The organism is Chryseobacterium sp. FH1, from assembly GCF_000735135.1.
Taxonomy (GTDB): domain Bacteria; phylum Bacteroidota; class Bacteroidia; order Flavobacteriales; family Weeksellaceae; genus Epilithonimonas.
Genome location: NZ_JPLZ01000002.1, coordinates 514294 through 534983 on the forward strand (window position 1 = coordinate 514294; position 20690 = coordinate 534983).

The window sequence follows — 20690 nt, forward strand, 5'->3', positions numbered from 1 at the left end:
AATTAATACTTGATCAAAAAATTATTGAGGCTTTCCGAATTGGAGAGCCTTAACTTTTTTCTAAGTCTGGATCTTGCTACTACAATACTATGCGGACTTTGATGGGTAATGTCAGAGATTTCTTTGGAAGATAAATTAAGTTTTAGAAAAGCGCAGAGTCTAAGTTCATTTTTGGTAAGATCTGGGAATTCATTCAATAGTTTTTTATAGAAGTGATCTTCTGTTTCCATAAAAATTTTGTAAAACTCATCTTTACCAAAACCTTTAGAACTTTTTTTGAGTTCAGAAAGAATGTGAAAAATCTTATTGTCAGAAAGTTCTGTTCCGGAATTTAGTTCGCTCAATTCTTTTTGTGTGGATTGGATGATTTCGGAAGTCTGTAACATTTGGATGGCGCTATTTGTGAGTTCCTTATTTTTTTCCTCCAATTTCTTTTCCAACAATTCGTTTTCTGCAATTCGTTTTGCTGTTTTGCTTTTTTGTAATTTGAACATCAGAAAGACAATGACGGAGAAAGACAAAAGTAATGCGATTCCGAAAATGAAAAATCTTTCTCTCTTTGTTTGAGATTCTAAACGCTCATTCTGCGTCATTTTTTCATTGAACTCAAGTTCCAATCGATTTACTTTTTTGTCATTTTCCTGATTGATGGAGACCTCTGATAGTGACTTTGCAGTGTGTAAATAAAACAAAGCATTCTTATAGTTTTTTTCTTTCTCAAAAGCTTTACCAGGCTTTCCGAAGAAAGAAGTTTAATGTCGGAAAAACTGCTCTTGTCAGCGATGCTATATGCATTTTTCAAATAGAACATTGCAGAATCTCTTGTGTTATTATTATCGAGATTGATTTTTCCGAGGATGCTATACAGACTTGCGATATCATAAGGAGATTTGATTTTCTTCGCCAAAGTTATTCCTTGTCTTAGGTTTTCCACAGCAACATCCGTCTCTCTCAATTTCAAATTGACGTTGGCAATATTCTCATATGCCATGATGATATTGAGTGTGTCTTTTGATATCGTATTCCTGTTTTTGAATTCCTTTAGCATCTCCAACGCTCTTGCGTAATTCCCTTGTTCTTTTTCCAGTACAGCAAGATTATTATAAATGATAGAACCTTCAACAGATTTCTTGTTGGGTTTGCTGTTTTCAAAATTTTTAAGAGATTTTTCCCAAAAGTGACGGGCTTTTTTATAATTGCCCATAAAATAATAGCAACCACCAATGTTATTGAGAATTGAATAAGATTCGCGCGCATCTATTTTATTATTGATTTCTAATCCTTTATAATAATAATTAAGAGCTTGATAATAAGATTCCTGGTCTTTGTAGGTGTTTCCCGCTGTAATATACAGGCTGATTTTTGTGCTGTCCGCAAGTTTATTTTCTAATTTGAGAGCTTCTTGAAGGTAGCTCATTGCTTTTGTCCTGTTTGTCTTCATATAGTCTACTGTTTGCTTCAGTAGAGTAGATGCATATTTATCCGGGTCTTTGGAAAGACTGGTCTGGCCGTAAACTAAAAGCAAACTAAAAGCAAACTAAAAGTAAAAAAAACACAAAGTAACCGACGCATTTTTATAAATATTACCCGAAGATATTAATAAAAAATTAATAAAAAATCATTAATTGTAATTTGTTGATTTTCAGTGATATATATTGAAAGTATATAAAATGTTACCTATGTTTTTACAATAGTGGTTATATTGTTATCTTAATAGATGTTTAAAATCTTTGATGATATTATAATATTGTCTCAATAATTATAAAATATATACAAAATGAATGTGAAATTACTTTTTAGATGGCTGTTTCTATTGATGTTCGGCATTACTAATGCGCAACAGATTACATTAGATACTTCTTTGGTTTCTAATGAAGCAAATACAATTGATGAATTTTGGTACTGGTCAGGAGGATTTCCAGTTTTAGGAACTGGCTTTACACCTAATTCTACAGTAACGGTTTATGATACCGACCCGAATGGGAAAAGATGGAGAGATTTTACAGGAACAGTAGACTCGCAAGGTAAATTCTCTGTGAAAATCAGCGCTAAAATGAGGTATTCTGTAAAAGGTGCACATACAATAAAAGCTACTGATGGACAAGGTAAAACTGCTAGCGCTATTTTAAATGTCGTGCCAGAGGCAAATGCTGTACTGGAAGCTTCTGTATCCAGCAGTGTTTTGACAATGAGTCAATTGGAAACGCAAGGTTTCAAGCTTAAGATTAAAGGTCTTGAGCCTTATGTTCAAGTCAAAGTGCATCTTTTTTCTCCAAATGAATCAGGGTCTGAGCTTAGACCTAATGACCAAAAAATAGCTGATGCAAATGGAGAATTTGAAATGAATATCAATATGTTTACTCAATCTTATCCTTGGGGAGAGTCTCTGCCGGATACTCCGGGACTATGGAGAATCAATGTTTCAGATTTTAATGCAAATGGGCATAAAGGATATGTAAATTTCAGAGTTCTACCAAACAGCCCATCACCGACAAATTACTGTACGGTACAACAGCAATCCAACTTTTTTGCACCCACACCTATTACATCTTTTGAGGTTGTAGGCGTTAATTCCAATACCTCATCTGCGAGTTCTTCACTTTATTATGAAGATTTCACAAATAAAATATTTGACTTGACAGCAGGACAAACATATACAGTAAAACTAAAAGGTAAAAATGGTTCTAGCTTCGCCGCAGATACTTATACCTTGTTTATTGATTGGAATCAGAATGGAATATTAGATGAGGAAAATGAACTTGTTCAGGAAGGTTATTTATTTAATTCCACTGGAGAAGATGAGAAGTTTACAGAATTCCAGTTTACTGTTCCTGAAAATGTACTGAATGGAAATACACGTCTTAGAATTCTAAAAGTAGTGTCTGCTACAACTTATTCTATGTTTTGGCCAAAAGGAGCCTGTGGGTATTATTATAGCACGGGACAGGTGGAAGATTATACTTTGAATATATCGGGCGGAGTTACTGACCCAGGATGTGATTTTATTTGTCCGGCTGATATCAACGTAAATTCACTTTCGGGAGCAAATACTGCTATAGTAAATTATGATTTGAATTTTAATTGTACGCCACCTACTAATACAAGTTGTGTTATAGATTATCCAGGAAATAATTTTGAAAATTTGATGGTAACTTCTAATTTTTCAACAGTGGCCAATGATTTTGTCATACCAGCAGGGAAAACACTTAAGATTGATAAAATAATTCCACATTTTATCAGATTTTCTTATGGTGCTACACTTGCATTTTATAAGGATAATAATGGTAAACCAGGAGAATTGATTGTTAACTATGCTACTCCAACAATAGAGTCACAAACTGTTATTGGTAATACAAGTAATGGAGCAGTTTACGAGATTGTGATAAAATTACCAGAACTATTAGAACTTACAGAGGGTAAATATTGGGTTGCTATTAATGCACAAGGGCCATTGGTTTCTTGGGAGACTAAGTCGGCATTGTCAAACGGAACCACGGCATTTACAGGGAGTGGACAAACCTGGACGCCTAAAGAAGGTTTCGACGGTGTTTTCAAAGTAAGCTACGTATGTGAACCCGCAATGCCAGAAGTTGTTTTGGTGCAAGGTTTGGAATCTGGTGCGGATTTTCCTGTTGGGAATACAATTGTAATTCACAATTTGGTTTATGAAGGTGTTGTGATTGATACTTGTGTTTTCAATGTGAATGTAACCGCAATTCTTACTACTGCAGAAGTTGTTAAGAACCAAGTTAGATTCTATCCAAATCCAGTAAAAGATTTCTTGAAGGTTTCTTATGATAAGGAAATCCAGAGTCTTGATATTTATGATATGTCAGGAAAACGAGTTTATTCTAAGGAGTTGAATCGTAAAGAAGCAGACATTAATTTATCAAGCTTGCCTTCTGGGAATTATATCGTGAATGCAAAAATTTTAGGAGAAGTGAAAACTTTCAAAATCATCAAGAAATAATAATTGTTTTTAATTTTAATTATGTCAGACCGCTCATTTTTGAGCGGTTTTTTTTGTTTTATTAATGTGAAATTTTTGATTTGACAACGCACGGCTCACTCTTTGTATTTTGTTTTTTTGATTAAAAATAGTATCTTGTCAGAATCAGAAATTTAAATTTATAAATGCTAGAAAAAAAAGAACATCAGTACGAAAAAGCGGTTTTGGTAGGTCTTATTACCCAAAATCAAAGCGAAGATAAACTGATTGAATATATGGACGAACTGGAGTTTTTGGCTTTCACAGCTGGCGCTACAGTTGAAAAACGTTTCACACAAAGATTGACCCAGCCAGATTCCAAAACATTCGTAGGAAAAGGAAAAATGGAAGAAATCCGTGACTACGCAAAGGAAAATGGAATCGGAACAGTCATTTTCGATGATGAGTTGTCGCCTTCGCAATTGAAAAATCTGGAGCGCGAAATGGAAGTCAAAATCCTTGACAGAACCAATCTTATCTTAGATATTTTTGCCCAAAGAGCTCAGACTTCATACGCAAGAACGCAAGTGGAATTGGCTCAATATCAATATCTTTTGCCACGATTGACCAGGATGTGGACCCACCTCGAAAGACAAAAAGGGGGAATCGGGATGCGTGGACCTGGGGAAACGGAAATCGAAACCGATAGAAGGATCATCCGCGACCGAATCACCTTGTTGAAAGACAAACTGAAGGTCATCGACAAACAAATGGGAACACAGCGAAACAACCGCGGAAAAATGGTTCGTACAGCGCTCGTTGGTTACACGAATGTTGGAAAGTCAACCTTGATGAATGCTTTGTCAAAATCCGATGTTTTTGCTGAAAATAAATTGTTTGCAACGCTGGATACAACAGTTCGAAAAGTGGTGATTGGAAATTTGCCTTTCCTTTTGACGGACACGGTTGGATTCATCAGAAAGTTGCCGACGCAGTTGGTAGAAAGTTTCAAATCGACTTTGGATGAGGTTCGTGAAGCGGATTTGCTGATTCACGTTGTGGATATTTCGCACGAAAGTTTCGAAGATCATATCAATTCTGTGAACGAAATTCTTCAGGAAATCGATGCGCATCGCAAACCGATGATTATGGTTTTCAACAAAATCGATGATTTCACTTATGAGAAAAAGGACGAGGACGATTTGACGCCTGGTTCCAACAAAAATATCTCGTTGGAAGAATGGCAAAAAACCTGGATGGCGAAATCAAAATTCCCAACCGTTTTCATTTCAGCTCTGACGAAAGAAAATTTCCCTGAGATGAAGAAAATGATCTACGATGAGGTTCACAGGATTCACATTTCCCGTTTCCCTTACAACGATTTGCTGTTCGAATATTTTGAAGACGAAGAAGAAAATTAATGAATAGAATCCCTTTATTATTCTTTTTAGTAATGTCGGTTTTTGGGTTTTCTCAAATGTCAAAAATCGATTTGGACAAAATCAAGAAGGAAGTGAAGGATAAGGAATCGATTTATTTCTATGAAAAAATGGTCTACAAATTCCAAGGCATTCCAAAATCAATTGACAGTTTGGAAGCCATTCACCTCTATTACGGCAGGAATTTTATTTCAAAAAAAATTTCGACAATTGACGATTCATTCAAAGATCTCTTGAAAGATTTCCAACAGGACAAACTGGATGAAACCATCGTCAAAGGCAAGAACTTACTTTCCATCGATCCGACAAATCTGGACTTGCTGATGATTATGTTGCAATGCTATGACCGCCAAAAAGACCTTAAGAATTTTTCTCATTATTATGGTCAATTTCAGATTCTTACGAGAGCGATGTTAGACTCAGGCGATGGGAAAAGTGAGAAGACGGCCTATCTCGTCAATTCCGTTGGCGAAGAATATATTTTAATCAATGTGATCCAAATCCCAAGGGAAGCCACAAGATCCTCGAAACCTGCAAAAGGTGGAATGTTCGACATTTGGGAAAACAACAACAAAAAAACCTACATCAAAGTCATCTATAATGATTTTTAATTAAATCAGAATTTAAAAATAAAAAATATTAATGGAGTTATATTACTCATTCTCAGTACTTATCGTTTTGGCATCTGTGTTTGCCTATATTAATTATCGCATTCTAAAATTACCAAGTACCATTGGTATTATGGTGATCGCCATCATCGTTTCTTTGTTCTTGGTAATGTTTGGCGAGACTATTTTGCCACGAACTTTTGGACATCTTCACAAACTCATCGACAGTTTTGACTTCACTGAAGTTCTGATGGGTGCAATGCTAAATTTCCTTTTGTTTGCGGGAGGAATCCACATTAACATCAAAGATCTTCGGGAACAGTTTGGTCCCGTTTTGATCTTCTCAACCGTCGGAGTTATCATTTCTACTTTTGCAGTAGCTTTTGGCGCGTTTTATTTATTGCCTTTGGTTGGGATTTCAATGCCGTTTATTTACTGTCTCGTTTTTGGGGCTTTGATTTCTCCGACCGATCCAGTGGCGGTTCTCAGTATTTTGAAACAGGCCAACGTTTCCAAATCTCTGGAGACGAAAGTTGCGGGTGAATCTCTTTTTAATGACGGTATGGCCGTTGTGGTTTTCACAGTGGTTTTACAATTGGCAATTGGAAGAGAAGTTGCTTTGAATGTAGAAAGCATCGGACTTTTGTTGCTCAAGGAAGCTGGAGGCGGTTTGTTTTTGGGTGTTGTTTTAGGATATTCGGCTTCTAGGGCAATGCGTGTAGTGGATGATTATATTATCTCTGTTTTGATTACTTTATCAGTCGTAATGGGCGGTTATCTCATTGCACACGAGCTTCATATTTCGGCACCTTTGGCGATGGTCGCGGCGGGATTGTTTATGGGAAATTTCAGCGAAAGTTTCAAAATGAAATCGGAGACGCAGGATTATTTGATTAAATTCTGGGAATTGATTGATGAGATTATGAATGCCGTTCTGTTCCTATTTATTGGTTTTGAATTGCTGTTAATCAAAGACTTAAATGATTATCTTATAGCTGGTGGAATTTGTATTATGATAGTTTTGGTGGCACGTTGGATTGCGATTTTTGTCCCGACCAAGTTTATGGCTTTCAAATACAGATTTAGTCCACAGACCGTGAAAGTTCTGGTTTGGGGTGGAATTCGAGGTGGGGTTTCTATTGCATTGGCATTGTCTATTCCTCAAAACGAATACAGCAAAATCATCATTAGTATCACTTATTGTGTTGTGGTGTTTTCGATTGTAGTTCAGGGACTTACGATTGCAAAAGTTGCCAATCCGAAGAAGATTGCGACTGAAGAAAAAATATTAGAAGAAATTCATTGATAATGAAAGTCATAGACATCGATACGTGGAAGAGAAAAGAACATTTTCAATTCTTTTCCGGAATGAAAAGTCCCTATTTTGGAATAGTAACCGAAGTTGATTGCACAGAAACTTTTCAGCTGGCAAAAGATAACAAAGAATCCTTTTTCGCACATTATCTTCATAAATCAATGAAAGCCGTAAACTCAGTTGAAGAGTTTGGTTATCGAATTGTAAATGATGAAGTTATAGCCTTTGATGTTGTTCACGTTGGTTCTACAATTGGACGAATTGACGGAACCTTTGGCTTCTCTTACTTCGAATATTCTGATGATTTTCAAATCTTCAATCAGAATTTGCAAAAGGAAATTGATGAGGTTCAAAATTCAACGGGTTTGAGAATTAAAAACGAATCACTTCCGCCCAATCATATCCGACATTCCACGATGCCTTGGACGACTTTTACAGGGTTGTTGCATCCGACAGATTTTGACCCAAAAGAATCGATTCCTAAAATTGTATTTGGAAAATTCTCTGAGAAAAACGGCCGAAAAATGTTGCCAATTTCTTTGGAAGGACATCACGGTTTGATGGATGGTTTTCATTTGGCGAAATATTTGGAAGCGTTTCAGAATCAGCTTGATTTGAAATAAATTATAAATGATGAAAAAAATATTTTACCTTTTCTGTTTGTTGATTTTTGGACTTGCTTTTTCTCAAAATCAATTGCCTCAAAATCAAAAAATTGATTCAATCATCATTGGAAATCAAACTTTTGAAGCCTATAAAGCAAGTCTTGTGGATTATGGAATAAAACCAATGAAAGTTGCATATCCGAATGCTCCAAAGGAATTTTGGGATGATATTGATTCAAAGCTAACTGATACAGAAATCCTAAACCAAATCCGTGAAGTTTATAAAGAAAACTTTACTGAGAAAGAGATTAATGAGCTTTACACTTTTATAATTTCTCCGTCTTATAAAAAATCTATTACTAACTATTCGATGATTCAAGAAGGAATATCAAAAAAATTCTTTTGGATAGGAGAAGAATTAAGTAAAATGGAGCAGAAAGAATCTCAAAAGATTTCCCAGCCTAATCTTGAATCAAAAGATTTTACACCAGTGAAAACAAATCTTCAAGATGGATTTTATGAAGTTTTGAATGATGAAAAGGTAGATGTTTCCAAGATGAAACTATCTAAAAAACCATCAATTTTATTGAAAAATATTTCTGATACAAAAGAAAATTTGGATGACCTTAATAATTTGATAATCAATCTAGAGTTTGATGAAGAAGGTTCGGCTTTATTTCATCTTCTTAGTTATAGGAACATAGGAAAACCAATTGCAATTGTTGTTAATAAAAAAATAATTTCAGCGCCTGTTGTAATGGAGCCTATTAAAGATGGGAAACTTCGAATTTCTGGAAAATTTAGTGCACAAGAAGTTAAAGAAATTACAGATAAACTGAATTTAAAATGAAATCAGTTAATGACATAAAACAAGCTCTTGAAATCCTTGTCATTCCCGGAAAAGCCGAAATTATGCAAAGCTTTTTCAAAACAGGAAAAGGCGAATATGGCGAAGGCGATATTTTTATTGGCGTTACAGTTCCAGACCAAAGAAGCGTTGCGAAAGAATTTTATAATCAAGTTTCTTTGGAAGAAATCAGCGAATTATTATCGTCAAAAATCCACGAACATCGTTTGACCGCTTTGCTAATGTTGGTTTACAAATTCGAAAAAATAAAAGATAAAAATCAGCAAAAAGAAATCGTCGATTTTTATTTGAAGCATACAAAACACATCAACAATTGGGATTTGGTTGATACGTCGTGTTACAAGATTTTAGGTCGATATTGTTTTGAAAATCAGGATTCTAAAATCTTAGGAAAATTGGCGGATTCCAAAAATATGTGGGAAATGCGAATGGCAATTGTCGGAACAATGTATCACATCAAAAAAGGCGAATTTGAATTAACGAAATCTTTTGCGCTCAAAAATCTCCATCATCCACACGATTTGATGCACAAAGCCAACGGCTGGCTTCTCCGCGAAATGGGAAAGAAAAACGGATCCGAATTGTTGGATTTCCTAAATCTTCATTACAAAGAAATGCCAAGAACTTGTCTGCGATATGCGATAGAAAAATTGGACGAAAGTTTGCGTCAGGATTATTTGAAAGGAAGGATTTAAATTAAAGTTTTACTTTCAGCTAAAACATAACTTTTTTAGGGAAAGAAAAATTATCTTTGTTAGAAACCAATTTTTATTTCTGTGAAAATCTTCAAATATTTCTTTCTTTTCTGCATTTTCCTCAGCTTGACAAGTTGCTTCGATATTATTGATAAAATAAGTATGAAAGCCCATGGAAGCGGAGAATATACTGTGATTCTGAATGCCAGCAAAAGCAAAACCCGACTTCAATCCATCTCAAAAATGGAAACCATCAATGGCAAAAAAGTTCCTAAAAAATCTGAGATTGAAAGCAAAGTGAATCAAGCTTCCAACGTTTTCAAAAGTGTTGCGGGAATCAGCAATGTAAAAACGAGCTTGGATTTTGATAATTTCATTATTAAGCTGAGTTGTAATTTTAAGAAAATTGAAAATATCAATTCTGGTCTGGAACAATTGAAAGCCAAAAACATCATCGGAAAAACGGTTCCGACACAATTGTACAAGCAAAATGTTGCTGAGAAAACTTTCATCAGAAACAAAATCGAAAGTTATAAAAACGATTATGATAAGCTAAGCAAAGCCGACAAAGAAGTTTTCAGCGATGCGACTTACACGTCAATTTTACAATTCGAAAACGTGATAAAATCTCAGACCAACAATTCTTACACAGTGTCGCCAAACAAAAAAGCGATAAAACTGAATGGAAATATTCTAGATTTTATCCTTCGGAAAAAACAAATTCAAAACACCATCTCATTAAACTAATCCAAGAAAAATATAAAAACTATGAAATCAATTTTACTCAAAAAACAACTGGTATTTTTCTTGATATTTTGTTGTGCTTTTGCGTTTTCTCAAAGCAAAATTCAGGTTCCTGCAAATGCCGTTTTCTATATGGAAGTGAATGGAAAACAACTAAATTCAAAGACTAATTGGCAAAAACTCAATCCAATTTTACAAAATTTAAATAAAAACGACCTCGAAAAACCAACCTGGAAAGATTTCTCGGACACGGGAATCCAGAAAGATGCGAAGCAATATCATTATGTTAGTTTCAACGACTCTGTGAAGTCGTACACAGCGCATTTGATTTTGGAGGATGCGGTGAAGTTTGTAGAATTCATCAAGGTTTCCGCGAAGAAAGAATTGGAAATCACAAAGAAAAACAAATATTCTTTCACCAATTTGAATGACGATACTTTTGTGGCTTGGGACGGAAAAAGAGCCGTGATTTCCGGAATTAGCTACACGAAGAAATTTCCAAAATTCGATTATGATTATTCTGCCGATAGCACCGCAGTTGTCGTAGATGTAGAAGAACCTCCGATGATAGATAGCGCTTATGCAGAAGCAGATTCCACTTACTATGAACCAGAAAAACCTTTCAATTATAAAGATGAAATCCAATATTTGAAGGACGAAATCAAATATCAAAAAGCGGACATCAAGGAACATCAGGATGAAATTGTTCGCCTCCAAAAAGATATCAAATATCTAGAGAAACACCACAAATATCCTGAAGAGAAAAAATCAACGACGGAATTGGATGAAGTAGCCTCTGCAAAACCGACTGAGGAATACGACGAGGAAGCGGAAGATTTGGCTTATCAAAAAGAAATGGATTCTATCAAATTGGTAGATTTTAAAATCGTGAAAGCCTTTGCAGAAAAGGATTTTGATAGATATTTTGATTCCAATATGGAAGTTGAAGTTCCGAAGGAAATGGTCAAATTCCAAGACCCGAATTCAGACGTTTTCGTATATTCCAATTATGGGGAGATGTTCAGAACGGGCGTTTACAAAGATTTGATGAAACTTTATAGTTTTGGAGATTTGTTGGACAATCTTTACAATTCCAATTCGTCTTACAACTTGTATTTTGACAAGAGCAAAGTGCGTCTCGTGAATCATTATCAACATAAAAATACCGAAACCCAGAAGCATATTTCCGCACTTTACCAAGGGAAAAAGAATAAGAAACTGATGGCTTTGATTCCGGACAAAAGCATCGGATATTATGCGATGAACCTCGATGGGTACAAGTATTTTGATTTGATGTACAACCTGTTCGAAAGTAAATCTGGCAACGGAAAATATCAGAAAGAATTGGAGCTGATGATGCAAACTGTGAAAATCGTTTTGGACGAGGAAGCCATTTCGAAAATCGCTCCAGGAAACGGGATTTTTGTTTTGAATGCGCTGAATACCAAAAAAGTAGAGTACACGGATTACGATTTTGATGAGAATTTCAACAGCAAAGAAATCAAAAAAACAAAAGATGTGGTGGTTCCAGATTTCACGTTTGCATTTGCAACTGGGAATGATGATTATTGGAAAAGGGTATTCAATGTGTTGACGACGAACAAAGAATTGTCTGAGAAATTTGCAAAAAATGGCGATATTTTTTATCTTAAAAAAGACGAGAAAAATGGAACTTATATCGACCAATTATATTTTACCGTAAAGGACGGAATCGTTTATCTCACGACTTCTCTGGAGAATCTGGTTCCGAAAAAACAATCAGGCGTTTCTGAAAAATGGTCCAAAGATGCGAGCAAACATCCGCTTTCTGGCAACATCAATATGCAGAGGTTGATGAGCGGTTTGGAAAAGAAATTCAAGACGATTTCTCAGAAAAAAGCTTTGGATTTGTTCAGGAAAAATGTCGGTGATATTTATTTCAAAACCGATGTGAAAGGTGATAGTTTGGAAACCGAATTCAACTACTCCACGCCAAATTCTTCCGAAAACAGTTTGATGTATTTCTTCGATTTTTGTAACGATTTGATTAAGATTTCTGAAAAAGAAACATCAACGGCCTTGTAAATGAAAAGAGCAATCATCCTTCTTGCAGTCCTGTTTTTCGTCGCGGTTGTCGGCTATTTTTTCTGGTCTCTGAAGGATAAGGATTTGAAGGCTGTTCCTAGAAACACAGATGTTTTGGTTTTGGTTGATTCTAAAAAATTGTCAGAACAATACATTTTGACTTTAGTAAAAAATCCTTCCAAATGGTTTGAAACTTCAAATGGTTCTTTTAAAAATAGTGGCGTAGAAGTTGCGGATTATGTTCAGATTTTTCATTTAAAAGACACGAGTTTCTATGAATGGTACAGCGTTTTTGAAATTTTGGATAAAGATAAACTTGTCAAATTTTTGGACGAGAAAGGTTTTAAGTTAATTAAAAATAACCTATACAAAAACAACCAGTTTTCTATAAAAATAGAGTCTTCGAAATGTATTGTCGGATTTTCAAATTCAAATTTTGATAAGACGACGGCTGAAATTTTCAATTCAAAATTCAAAAATTTGTACGCCGACGAATTGATAAATAACTCAATTGCCAGCGTTTCTTACTTTGCCAAATCCAAGATTCAAAAGTTTGCAGTTTATTTGAATGATGAAAATATCGAAATCAAAACGAAAAGTTTAGACGACCATTTCTCATCGATGATTTCAGATTTGGATAAACAAACTTCATTTTTGAAGTTGGAGTTGGATTCAATCAATGTTAAAATTGCATCCGCATTATTCAATAAAAAACTGAGCGATTCCATTAAAATTAATTCGCTTTCTGCCGTTGCAGAACTGGAAATGGTCAAAGATAAAATCATCAGTTATGGTTACGACGACAATTTCAATGAGGTGGAAATGGTGAGTTATCAGCAGATTCTGCAACCCAATTATTCCATCAATTTGCAAAGTTGGGAATCGGAAAATCTTTGGTTGTATTTCCAGCAAAAGAATTGGATTAATGCCCAAAGTCAGTTAACGCCAATTCCGTTTCAGCCGAATGTCATTAAGAAAAACGGAAGAGATATTTCAATTAAATCGACAAGAAAAGCAATAGATTTTGGACAGCATTTTTCCGGCAATTATGTTTTTATTAAAAATAATCCGTTATTAATCAATTCGGTCAAATCGCTTTCGGTTTCGGAAAAGAAAGCTATTTCGAAAATCGATTACAGTTTTTATGGAAACAAAAGCGATTATTTTTACTTGAAAATTAACTTTAAAAAAGAAAAATTACCACTTATTTTGAGATGGTAAAATGATAGAGATTAAATGGATTATTTAGAGTTTTTCCCTTTACGGACGGCGGTTCATTACTTTTTACACTTCATTTTTCCCGTCGTGATTGCTTACTTTTTTTTCAGGAAAGATTGGCGAAAAGCTTATCTGATAATGTTGGGAACGATGCTTGTGGATGCCGACCATCTTCTCAGTACACCGATTTTTGCACCCGACCGTCTTAGCATCAATTTCCATCTTTTGCATACGTATTGGGCGATGGGAATTTACGTTTTGCTTTTGTTTTTCAAAGGCGTTCCAAGAATCGTTGGCGTTGGATTACTATTTCATATGTTGACGGATTGGATTGATTTTCAGTTGATAATGTGATGATTAATTTCCCCTCGCGTTCGCCATTTTGTGATTCATAATTCTGGCAATGTTCAGAGCTCTCGCAATTGCCGTTTCGGTATTTTCGCCTTCGAAATTTTCGTGAATCGTTTCTTCCCAAATCTGCAACCAACGGTTAAAATGTCTTTCTTCCAACGCAGAAACTTCGTTGATTGGAAAATGAACCCGCATCGGGTTGCCTTCATAGACTGGATTTCCCAAAAGAATGCTTTCCCAGAAATTGTACATTTTCGGCAGATGTTTACTCAGGTCGATTTTCGCGATGTCTGTAAAGAAAAATCCAATCAAATCGTCTTTTATCACTTTGTCGTAGAACTTATTGACCAAAATTTCAATGTCTTCCCGTGTGGCAATATCTTTCATATTTGACTTTTTTAGGTTGATGAAATAGCCGTCTAATCCGTGATTAGCAATTTCATTATCACAAAGTTATGGGTTTTCAAAATGCGAAAAATAGGATTAATATCAGTTTTTGTATATTTGGTAAAAACAAGATCATGTATGTATTCACATTTTTACCGGCTTTGGTCATTCTTGGTTTTTTGGCATTCACGCTTTACAAGCATTTCGTGAAGAAAAATAAGCAAGACCTCAAAGCTTCGTTTCTTGTCGTGTTAGGATTTTCAGTCATTTGGTGCGGATTATATTACTTGGTTTTTTCTTAATAAAACCCTTAGTTTTGCAAAATGGATGTTGATTTCTATAAAAAGCAAGCCCAACTAAAACAAAAAGACCACAGAAAATTTCTGGACGGACTCAAAAAGAAACCGCCAAAAAATCTGGATTATTTGGTGGTGGAAAAGCACGAGGAAACTTTCCGCGAAATCGATTGCCTTGGTTGCGCCAATTGTTGCAAAACCACAGGTCCGCTTTACGTAGAAAAAGACATCGAAAGGATTTCCAAACATCTGCGAATGAAGCCTGCAGATTTCGAAGCCAAATTTCTGAGAGTGGATGAAGACCAAGACAAAGTTTTGCAAAATTTGCCTTGTTTCTTTTTGAATGATGACAACACTTGTTCCATCTACGACGTTCGCCCAAAAGCCTGTCGAGAATATCCGCACACAGACCGAAAAAAGATTTACCAAATCAATAATCTCACGATTCAAAACACTTTGATTTGCCCTGCGACATACGTCTTTGTGGAGAAATTGAAGAAGGTCTTGGAGAAGAATTAAAATTTCTTAAATAAGTTAAAGTTTGATATTTTTTTCATTTTCACAGTTTGTGGTTTGATATTTGGCATTGATTATCAAATCATTAAAAATAAAGTATTATGAAAAAGTTAATCACAGCAACAGCCTTTATAATGTTTGGGACAATGTTTATCTCCGCTCAAACCACTCAGAAAAGCGATAAGAAAGTAAGAATGGCAGAAAAACCGGCCAGCAGTACAGAAATGAAATTGGAAACCCAAGTTCAGCCCAATGGAATGAACAGAACGGTGGACACAGCGACAATGAACAACAGGTCGAAAATGCAGACCAATCCAAACAGACTGCAACAAAATCAAACAACGCCAAACAATGGAACTTTACAAAATCCAAGTACAACGTTGCCAAACAATGGGACTCTACAAAATCCTAATACAACCTTACCAAATAACGGAACTTTGCAAAATCCAGGCACAACGACTCCTAACAATTCTACCAATCCACAACAGCCATTGAGTCCAACAAACCCAATGACTCCAAGTAGATAATCTTAGGTAAGTTCAAAAATAAAACCAGTGCAATTCGCTCTGGTTTTTTTATTTGGTGATTTCAGGTTTTGTCATTTTTAATTGTTCAAATCTTACTTCATATAATTTGGTTTGATATTTGGCTTGACTAATCAAATCATTAAAATAAATCATTATGAAAAAGATAATAACAACCGCAACATTTCTCGTTTTTGGAACGATGTTGACGATGGCGCAAACTACAAAGAAGAAAGAAACAAAATCGACCACAACAAGAACAGAAATGAGAGCGAAATCAACAGCTCAGCAAAACAATACACCCAAAATGGTAGATACCACAAATCTTGAGCAAAGACAAAAGGAAGCGGACGGAAAAATAATCAGACCTGATGGACCACACGGAGATGGCTTGACAGACGAAGCTACAAAACCTTCTCAAATACATCCACGACCAGGACAAACGGAATAAAAAAACCAGAGCAAATCGCTCTGGTTTTTGTTTATGCTTTCCAATCTACAACAGCCTTTATAAAAGCTTCCGCATTTTCAACCGGAATATTGGGCAAAATCCCGTGTCCGAGATTCACAATGTATTTATCTTTTCCAAAACGGTCAATCATCTCGTGAACCATTTTCCGAATCGTCGCCGGCGTAGAGTGCAATCTCGATGGGTCAAAATTCCCCTGCAGCGTTACGGAATTATTCGTGAATTGTCTCGCCAGTTCCGGCGTAATCGTCCAGTCAACACCCAAAGCAGACGCTTTTGATTTGGTCATATCTTCCAATGCAAACCAACAGCCTTTCCCGAAAACCACAACGTGCGTCAACGGTGCCAAAGCTTCCACGATTTGATTGATATATTGCCAAGAAAACTCCTGATAATCAGTCGGCGAAAGCATTCCGCCCCAACTGTCGAAAACCTGAACCGCAGAAACACCTTTCTCCACTTTTCGTTTCAGATAAGCAATCGTAGTGTCCGTGATTTTTTGCAATAATTTGTGCGCCGCTTCCGGTTGCAAGAAGCAAAATGACTTCGCAATATTGAAATCCTTAGAACCTCTTCCCTCGATGCAATAACAGAAAATCGTCCAAGGCGAACCAGCAAATCCAATCAACGGAATCTCACTGTCCAGCTTTTCCAACGTCATTTCTATCGCATCGAAAACATAACCCAAAGTTTCATTTACATTCGGAACTACCACATCGTCAACTTGTTGAGTCGTTCTGATAGGTTCGTCCAACCAAGGTCCAACAGATTCCTTCATTTTGAAATCGATGCCCATCGCTTGCGGAACTACCAAAATGTCTGAGAACAAAATCGCCGCGTCCAAAGGAAATCTTCTAATCGGCTGAACCGTAATTTCTGAGGCCAATTCCGGCGTTTGACATCTTGTGAAAAAGTCATATTTGTCGCGCAACGCAATGAATTCCGGTAAGTATCTTCCGGCTTGTCTCATCATCCACACAGGCGGTCTTTCCACGGTTTCGCCTCGCAAGGCCTTCAAGTATAGGTCGTTCTTTATCATTTTCTTAAATTATTTTTGGGCGCCTTTTTCCGCCTTCCACTCCCGCTTTTTTCTTTTTGTTGCCCGAGCTTGGTCCAATGCAAAAAAAAGAAAAAGAGCTCCGTTCAAGTCGGGGCGCGCTTCGCAAAGTTTCAACTTTAGTCTTCCAAATCAGATTTCCCGGCAGTTGAACTTTCCTTAGAAATCAGTTTTAAATTATTTATTTTTTTTGAACTGTTGTAAAATATGCAACAGTTAAAAACTTCTTCAATTCAAGTTATTGCAAAATATGCAACAGCTTAGAGCCTGTTTAAAAATGATTAAAAAATAGAATTTTCAAAGCATTTTTCTTTTCCCCAACCCTAAAGGGTGGAAAAACGCCTTGAAAATTTCATCAAAATTACTCCCTTTAGGGTCGGGGAAAATAATTTTGATGAAATTTAAACAGGCTCTTATAATGCACTATCAATTATCAATTGCGTCGGGCTTTAGCCCGATGTCGAAAATTGACAGCTATTGGGCTTTAGCCAAAATTTAAAATAGGTTTTGGCTAAAGCCATTTTTATTCTAACCTTTTTAAAAACGGGCTAAAGCCCATTCCTATTGATTTTTTTAAAATAATTATTACAAGCTTAGATTGTTAGATTTAGAGAAATCAAATTCAACAAATCGGCTAACGTATTTTTATGACTTGTAATTATTTTATTTTCAGTCAGTTTCTTCAATTCTGAACTCGTCGTTTTTCCAATCGAAAAAATTTTCAAATCCTCCAAACCGTTGAACTTCGCAAAACTACGAACTCCACTCGGACTGAAGAAAACCACAGCCTGATATTTCTCATTGATTTTCGGAAACAGCAATTCGGTCTTATAAACAGGGATTTTCTTGTAAGAAATATTTTGCAACGGCAATTTCTCATCCAAAACATCCAAAGCCAAATCACCACAAAAATGCAAAAACTTCTCGTTCACAGAATTTTCTGTAATAAACTGTGACAATTCACTCGCATTCTTACAAAGTTTGAAAGTCCCAAAATTATGTTTCCTCAATTCCTTTTTCGTCTGCGAACCAACGGCGTAGATTTTATTATAATTCTTCTCAGCAAAATTTTCATTCGCATCAAAACCATTTTCAAAGAAGGCTTTCACACCATTTACACTCGTGAAAATCAAGGAATTATTCTTCAAACCGAAAGTTTTCGTTTTAATGAATTCCGTTTTGATGACCTCCATAAAATCGACCGACATTTTCGTTCCCAATTTCTCAGCAACTTCTTTTCTGTCCAGTGATTTTGTAAAAAGGATTTTCATATGGTTTTTTAACGCAAAGGCGCAAAAAATTAGTAATTGTTATTTATATAGAAGTCGCAAATTTTCAACTTGGCGACTTTGAACATTTCAAATGAACAATTAGTTGCGCCTTTGCGTTAAATCTGCTACAAACTTTTTCTAATCTCGTCCATCAATTCCTTCCCGCCATTTTCCAAAACCTTCAAAGCCAATTTCGCTCCAAAATTCTCAGAATCATTCCAGTCAAAAATCTCATCCGTTTCGATGCAATCTTTTCCATCAAGCGAACAAAGTCTTCCAACAAAACGGATTTGATTGCCTATCAATTCAGCTTTCGCACCAATCGGAGCTGTACATCCGCCTTCCAAAGTTTTCAGGAATTCTCTTTCTATCGTAATGCAAATCTCAGTTTCCTTATGAGAAATCGATTTCAAAATAGCGCTCAATTCTGGATTGTCAATCTTGCTCGCAATTGCAACCACACCTTGCGATGGCGCTTGTAACAAAAATGGGATTTGTTCATATTCCACATCCAGATTCATTCTTTTGATTCCGGCTAATGAAAAAATCGTCGCATCAGCAACGCCGTCATCCAGTTTTTTCAATCGAGTTTGAACATTTCCACGGATGTCGGTAAATTCAGTTTCCGGAAATTCCTTCAACCAAAAAGCGCGTCTTCTTAAACTACTGGTTGCAATTTTCAAAGTATTCAAATCCAAAGCTTCCGCATCTTTATTTCTCACCAAAACATCTTCCGGAAAATCTCTTTCCAAAACCGCAGAAATCTGAACATTTTCGGGTAAAAGCGTTGGAACATCCTTCAAAGAATGAACGGCAATATCAATCTCGTTATTAAGCAAAGCAATGTCCAAATCTTTCGTGAAAATTCCTGTGATTCCCAGTGCGTAAAGAGGTTGGTTCAGGTTTTTGTCGCCGGAACTGATGATTGGAACGATTTCAGTTTGTAATCCAAGATTCTGAAGTTTAGCTTCAACTTCGTGAGCCTGCCAAAGTGCGAGCGGACTATTTCTGGTTCCTATTCTTATGGTTTTCATTGTCTTACTGTTTGTGGATGTCGAGGATTTCTTCCATCAATTTTGTGATTTCGTCGGCGCGGGAAGGATTTTCCATAATATATTTCGCAAATCGATTCGTGATTTTCTGAACCAGATTGTTGGACAGTTCCATATCCTCGATTTTGGCGTAATGGAATTTCTTATGAATATTATGCATTTCGTTTTCCTCGATTTTCTTCAAAGAATTTTTGAAATGGTTGATTTGAGGTGCGAGCTTTCTTTTCTTTTCCCAATCTGCAAATTCCTTCGCCATTTCTTTGATGATGCCTTCCGCTTTCGGGATTTCCTTCTTGCGTTGTTCCATCGTTTCCTGAATGGTTTGCGAAAGTTGGTCCACGTCTATCAAAGTGACGTTTTCCAATTTCCCGATTTCCTTCTGAACGTTATTTGGCATAGAAAGGTCGATGACAACCATTTCCTTATTTTTAGGGAAATTAGTTTCATCAATAATATATTTCTGAGCGCCGGTTGCAACGATTAGAACATCAGTCTGTTTCAATTCCTCTGGGAACGTGTCAAAATCGATTTGAGGAATGTTGTATTTGTCAGCAATTTTCTCAGCTTTTTCGAAAGAGCGGTTGGCGATTTTTATTTTAGGCTGATAAATGTGTTTTACAAGATTTTCAATCGTGTTCTGACCAATTTCTCCAACGCCGAGAAGCAGAATATTCTTCTCGTGAATATGTTTTGTATTTTTTAAAATATAATGAACCGCCGCGTAAGAAACTGAGGCCGAACCTGTGCTGATTCCCGTTTCGTTCTTGATTCTCTTCGAAATTTGAATCGAGGAATTAATTGCGCGTTCCAAATAGGGATTAGAAAAATCCTTATACTTTTTGAATCGATGATAAGCATTCTTGATTTGAGACACAATCTCGAAATCACCAATGATTTGGCTTTCCAAACCAGCTGCGACGCGGAAAAGATGAAACAGTGCATCTTCTCTTTGAAGGACATTCACATAGTTCAAAAACTCGGAAAGAGAAACGCCGACTGTGTTGCAATAGAGTTCTGCAATGTGAAGATAATTCTTTGTAGTAGAGTAGATTTCGGTCCTGTTGCAAGTCGAAACAACGAACGCGTCACCGTAATCCTGCTCGTGGATTTGATTCACAAAAGCTTTGATATGGTCATCAAAAAACGCAAATCGTCCCCGTGTTTCTGCATCGGCTTTTTCATAACTGATGCTGAGAACGGCGAAATCTGATGTCTGGTGAAATTTATTTTTTGTGCTCATTTTCAGCTTGCAAATTTACAATATTTAATACAAAGACTCTTTC

General features: G+C 36.0%; 22 protein-coding genes. 15 read left to right on the plus strand and 7 right to left on the minus strand.

The features are described from left to right. Positions 1 to 2: 2 nt before the first annotated feature. Positions 3 to 692, minus strand: a complete 690-nt coding sequence (locus IO90_RS03675) for a helix-turn-helix transcriptional regulator (RefSeq protein ID WP_034963988.1) — start codon at positions 690 to 692, stop codon at positions 3 to 5. Continuing rightward, positions 623 to 1441 carry a tetratricopeptide repeat protein gene (locus tag IO90_RS03680; RefSeq protein WP_131450812.1) on the minus strand — a complete coding sequence of 273 codons (819 nt, stop codon included), beginning with the start codon at positions 1439 to 1441 and terminating at the stop codon, positions 623 to 625. The genes IO90_RS03675 and IO90_RS03680 overlap by 70 nt, the downstream gene beginning before the upstream one ends. A 336-nt stretch (positions 1442 to 1777) precedes the next feature. On the opposite strand from IO90_RS03680, the gene IO90_RS03685 reads away from it, so the two are divergent. The 11 genes from IO90_RS03685 to IO90_RS03735 all read left to right on the plus strand — a co-directional run bounded on the left by IO90_RS03685 (position 1778) and on the right by IO90_RS03735 (position 13838). After that, complete coding sequence (locus IO90_RS03685; RefSeq protein ID WP_081871767.1) at positions 1778 to 3970, plus strand: T9SS type A sorting domain-containing protein; 2193 nt, start codon at positions 1778 to 1780, stop codon at positions 3968 to 3970. A 164-nt stretch (positions 3971 to 4134) separates the two neighbouring features. Continuing rightward, positions 4135 to 5349, plus strand: coding sequence for a GTPase HflX (hflX, locus tag IO90_RS03690; protein WP_034963991.1), 1215 nt, complete (start codon positions 4135 to 4137; stop codon positions 5347 to 5349). Continuing rightward, complete coding sequence (locus IO90_RS03695) at positions 5349 to 5978, plus strand: DUF4919 domain-containing protein (protein WP_034963992.1); 630 nt, start codon at positions 5349 to 5351, stop codon at positions 5976 to 5978. Before hflX ends, IO90_RS03695 begins: the two co-directional genes overlap by 1 nt. A gap of 31 nt (positions 5979 to 6009) precedes the next feature. Continuing rightward, the gene (locus IO90_RS03700; protein WP_034963993.1) at positions 6010 to 7281 is read left to right on the plus strand and encodes a cation:proton antiporter; all 1272 of its coding nucleotides are present in this window, start codon (positions 6010 to 6012) and stop codon (positions 7279 to 7281) included. A gap of 2 nt (positions 7282 to 7283) precedes the next feature. Then, the gene (locus IO90_RS03705) at positions 7284 to 7913 is read left to right on the plus strand and encodes a chloramphenicol acetyltransferase (protein WP_034963994.1); all 630 of its coding nucleotides are present in this window, start codon (positions 7284 to 7286) and stop codon (positions 7911 to 7913) included. A gap of 7 nt (positions 7914 to 7920) precedes the next feature. Next, entirely contained in the window at positions 7921 to 8745 is an 825-nt protein-coding gene (locus IO90_RS03710; protein ID WP_131450813.1) for a SecDF P1 head subdomain-containing protein, read from the plus strand. Beyond that, positions 8742 to 9458: a DNA alkylation repair protein gene (locus tag IO90_RS03715; protein WP_034963996.1), complete on the plus strand. Its 717-nt coding sequence runs from the start codon at positions 8742 to 8744 to the stop codon at positions 9456 to 9458. Before IO90_RS03710 ends, IO90_RS03715 begins: the two co-directional genes overlap by 4 nt. A gap of 81 nt (positions 9459 to 9539) precedes the next feature. After that, positions 9540 to 10205 carry a hypothetical protein gene (locus IO90_RS03720; protein WP_034963997.1) on the plus strand — a complete coding sequence of 222 codons (666 nt, stop codon included), beginning with the start codon at positions 9540 to 9542 and terminating at the stop codon, positions 10203 to 10205. Between the two features lie 21 nt (positions 10206 to 10226). Further along, positions 10227 to 12266 carry a hypothetical protein gene (locus tag IO90_RS03725; protein ID WP_034963998.1) on the plus strand — a complete coding sequence of 680 codons (2040 nt, stop codon included), beginning with the start codon at positions 10227 to 10229 and terminating at the stop codon, positions 12264 to 12266. After that, a complete protein-coding gene (locus IO90_RS03730) occupies positions 12267 to 13487 on the plus strand; it encodes a hypothetical protein (RefSeq protein WP_034963999.1) in 1221 nt (406 codons plus the stop codon). It abuts the gene before it with no gap. 15 nt (positions 13488 to 13502) lie between these two features. After that, complete coding sequence (locus IO90_RS03735; RefSeq protein WP_034964000.1) at positions 13503 to 13838, plus strand: DUF6122 family protein; 336 nt, start codon at positions 13503 to 13505, stop codon at positions 13836 to 13838. Between the two features lie 3 nt (positions 13839 to 13841). Here the strand turns inward: IO90_RS03735 and IO90_RS03740 are convergent, their stop codons facing one another. Then, positions 13842 to 14222, minus strand: a complete 381-nt coding sequence (locus IO90_RS03740) for a group III truncated hemoglobin (protein ID WP_034964001.1) — start codon at positions 14220 to 14222, stop codon at positions 13842 to 13844. Between the two features lie 134 nt (positions 14223 to 14356). Here IO90_RS03740 and IO90_RS18940 point away from each other — a divergent pair, with 134 nt between their 5' ends. The 4 genes from IO90_RS18940 to IO90_RS03760 all read left to right on the plus strand — a co-directional run bounded on the left by IO90_RS18940 (position 14357) and on the right by IO90_RS03760 (position 16009). Next, positions 14357 to 14524 (plus strand): hypothetical protein, encoded by a 168-nt coding sequence (locus tag IO90_RS18940; protein ID WP_165570236.1) that lies wholly within the window; start codon positions 14357 to 14359, stop codon positions 14522 to 14524. Positions 14525 to 14545: 21 nt separating this feature from the next. Further along, positions 14546 to 15037, plus strand: a complete 492-nt coding sequence (locus IO90_RS03750; RefSeq protein WP_034964003.1) for a YkgJ family cysteine cluster protein — start codon at positions 14546 to 14548, stop codon at positions 15035 to 15037. Positions 15038 to 15135: 98 nt separating this feature from the next. Further along, positions 15136 to 15561, plus strand: coding sequence for a hypothetical protein (locus tag IO90_RS03755; RefSeq protein ID WP_131450814.1), 426 nt, complete (start codon positions 15136 to 15138; stop codon positions 15559 to 15561). 154 nt (positions 15562 to 15715) lie between these two features. Continuing rightward, positions 15716 to 16009: a hypothetical protein gene (locus IO90_RS03760; protein ID WP_034964005.1), complete on the plus strand. Its 294-nt coding sequence runs from the start codon at positions 15716 to 15718 to the stop codon at positions 16007 to 16009. Positions 16010 to 16040: 31 nt separating this feature from the next. On the opposite strand, the gene hemE is transcribed toward IO90_RS03760, so the two are convergent. From hemE to hemA, 4 genes are all read right to left on the minus strand, one after another. Beyond that, positions 16041 to 17066: a uroporphyrinogen decarboxylase gene (hemE, locus tag IO90_RS03765; protein ID WP_034964006.1), complete on the minus strand. Its 1026-nt coding sequence runs from the start codon at positions 17064 to 17066 to the stop codon at positions 16041 to 16043. A gap of 611 nt (positions 17067 to 17677) precedes the next feature. Then, the gene (locus IO90_RS03770; RefSeq protein ID WP_034964007.1) at positions 17678 to 18355 is read right to left on the minus strand and encodes a uroporphyrinogen-III synthase; all 678 of its coding nucleotides are present in this window, start codon (positions 18353 to 18355) and stop codon (positions 17678 to 17680) included. 125 nt (positions 18356 to 18480) lie between these two features. Continuing rightward, the gene (gene hemC, locus IO90_RS03775) at positions 18481 to 19389 is read right to left on the minus strand and encodes a hydroxymethylbilane synthase (protein ID WP_034964008.1); all 909 of its coding nucleotides are present in this window, start codon (positions 19387 to 19389) and stop codon (positions 18481 to 18483) included. Positions 19390 to 19393: 4 nt separating this feature from the next. Then, a complete protein-coding gene (gene hemA / locus IO90_RS03780; RefSeq protein ID WP_034964009.1) occupies positions 19394 to 20647 on the minus strand; it encodes a glutamyl-tRNA reductase in 1254 nt (417 codons plus the stop codon). Positions 20648 to 20690: the final 43 nt, after the last annotated feature.

Bases quoted from the DNA above. Each gene is read 5' to 3' on its own strand.
- IO90_RS03740 (WP_034964001.1), bottom strand. From the start codon at position 14,222: ATGAAAGATATTGCCACACGGGAAGACATTGAAATTTTGGTCAATAAG.
- IO90_RS03680 (WP_131450812.1), bottom strand. From the start codon at position 1,441: ATGAAGACAAACAGGACAAAAGCAATGAGCTACCTTCAAGAAGCTCTC.
- hflX (WP_034963991.1), top strand. From the start codon at position 4,135: ATGCTAGAAAAAAAAGAACATCAGTACGAAAAAGCGGTTTTGGTAGGT.
- IO90_RS03715 (WP_034963996.1), top strand. From the start codon at position 8,742: ATGAAATCAGTTAATGACATAAAACAAGCTCTTGAAATCCTTGTCATT.
- hemA (WP_034964009.1), bottom strand. From the start codon at position 20,647: ATGAGCACAAAAAATAAATTTCACCAGACATCAGATTTCGCCGTTCTC.
- IO90_RS03700 (WP_034963993.1), top strand. From the start codon at position 6,010: ATGGAGTTATATTACTCATTCTCAGTACTTATCGTTTTGGCATCTGTG.
- IO90_RS03685 (WP_081871767.1), top strand. From the start codon at position 1,778: ATGAATGTGAAATTACTTTTTAGATGGCTGTTTCTATTGATGTTCGGC.
- IO90_RS03705 (WP_034963994.1), top strand. From the start codon at position 7,284: ATGAAAGTCATAGACATCGATACGTGGAAGAGAAAAGAACATTTTCAA.
- IO90_RS03735 (WP_034964000.1), top strand. From the start codon at position 13,503: ATGGATTATTTAGAGTTTTTCCCTTTACGGACGGCGGTTCATTACTTT.
- IO90_RS03710 (WP_131450813.1), top strand. From the start codon at position 7,921: ATGATGAAAAAAATATTTTACCTTTTCTGTTTGTTGATTTTTGGACTT.
- hemE (WP_034964006.1), bottom strand. From the start codon at position 17,066: ATGATAAAGAACGACCTATACTTGAAGGCCTTGCGAGGCGAAACCGTG.
- IO90_RS03760 (WP_034964005.1), top strand. From the start codon at position 15,716: ATGAAAAAGATAATAACAACCGCAACATTTCTCGTTTTTGGAACGATG.
- IO90_RS03755 (WP_131450814.1), top strand. From the start codon at position 15,136: ATGAAAAAGTTAATCACAGCAACAGCCTTTATAATGTTTGGGACAATG.
- IO90_RS03730 (WP_034963999.1), top strand. From the start codon at position 12,267: ATGAAAAGAGCAATCATCCTTCTTGCAGTCCTGTTTTTCGTCGCGGTT.
- IO90_RS03725 (WP_034963998.1), top strand. From the start codon at position 10,227: ATGAAATCAATTTTACTCAAAAAACAACTGGTATTTTTCTTGATATTT.
- IO90_RS03695 (WP_034963992.1), top strand. From the start codon at position 5,349: ATGAATAGAATCCCTTTATTATTCTTTTTAGTAATGTCGGTTTTTGGG.
- IO90_RS18940 (WP_165570236.1), top strand. From the start codon at position 14,357: ATGTATGTATTCACATTTTTACCGGCTTTGGTCATTCTTGGTTTTTTG.
- IO90_RS03770 (WP_034964007.1), bottom strand. From the start codon at position 18,355: ATGAAAATCCTTTTTACAAAATCACTGGACAGAAAAGAAGTTGCTGAG.
- IO90_RS03750 (WP_034964003.1), top strand. From the start codon at position 14,546: ATGGATGTTGATTTCTATAAAAAGCAAGCCCAACTAAAACAAAAAGAC.
- hemC (WP_034964008.1), bottom strand. From the start codon at position 19,389: ATGAAAACCATAAGAATAGGAACCAGAAATAGTCCGCTCGCACTTTGG.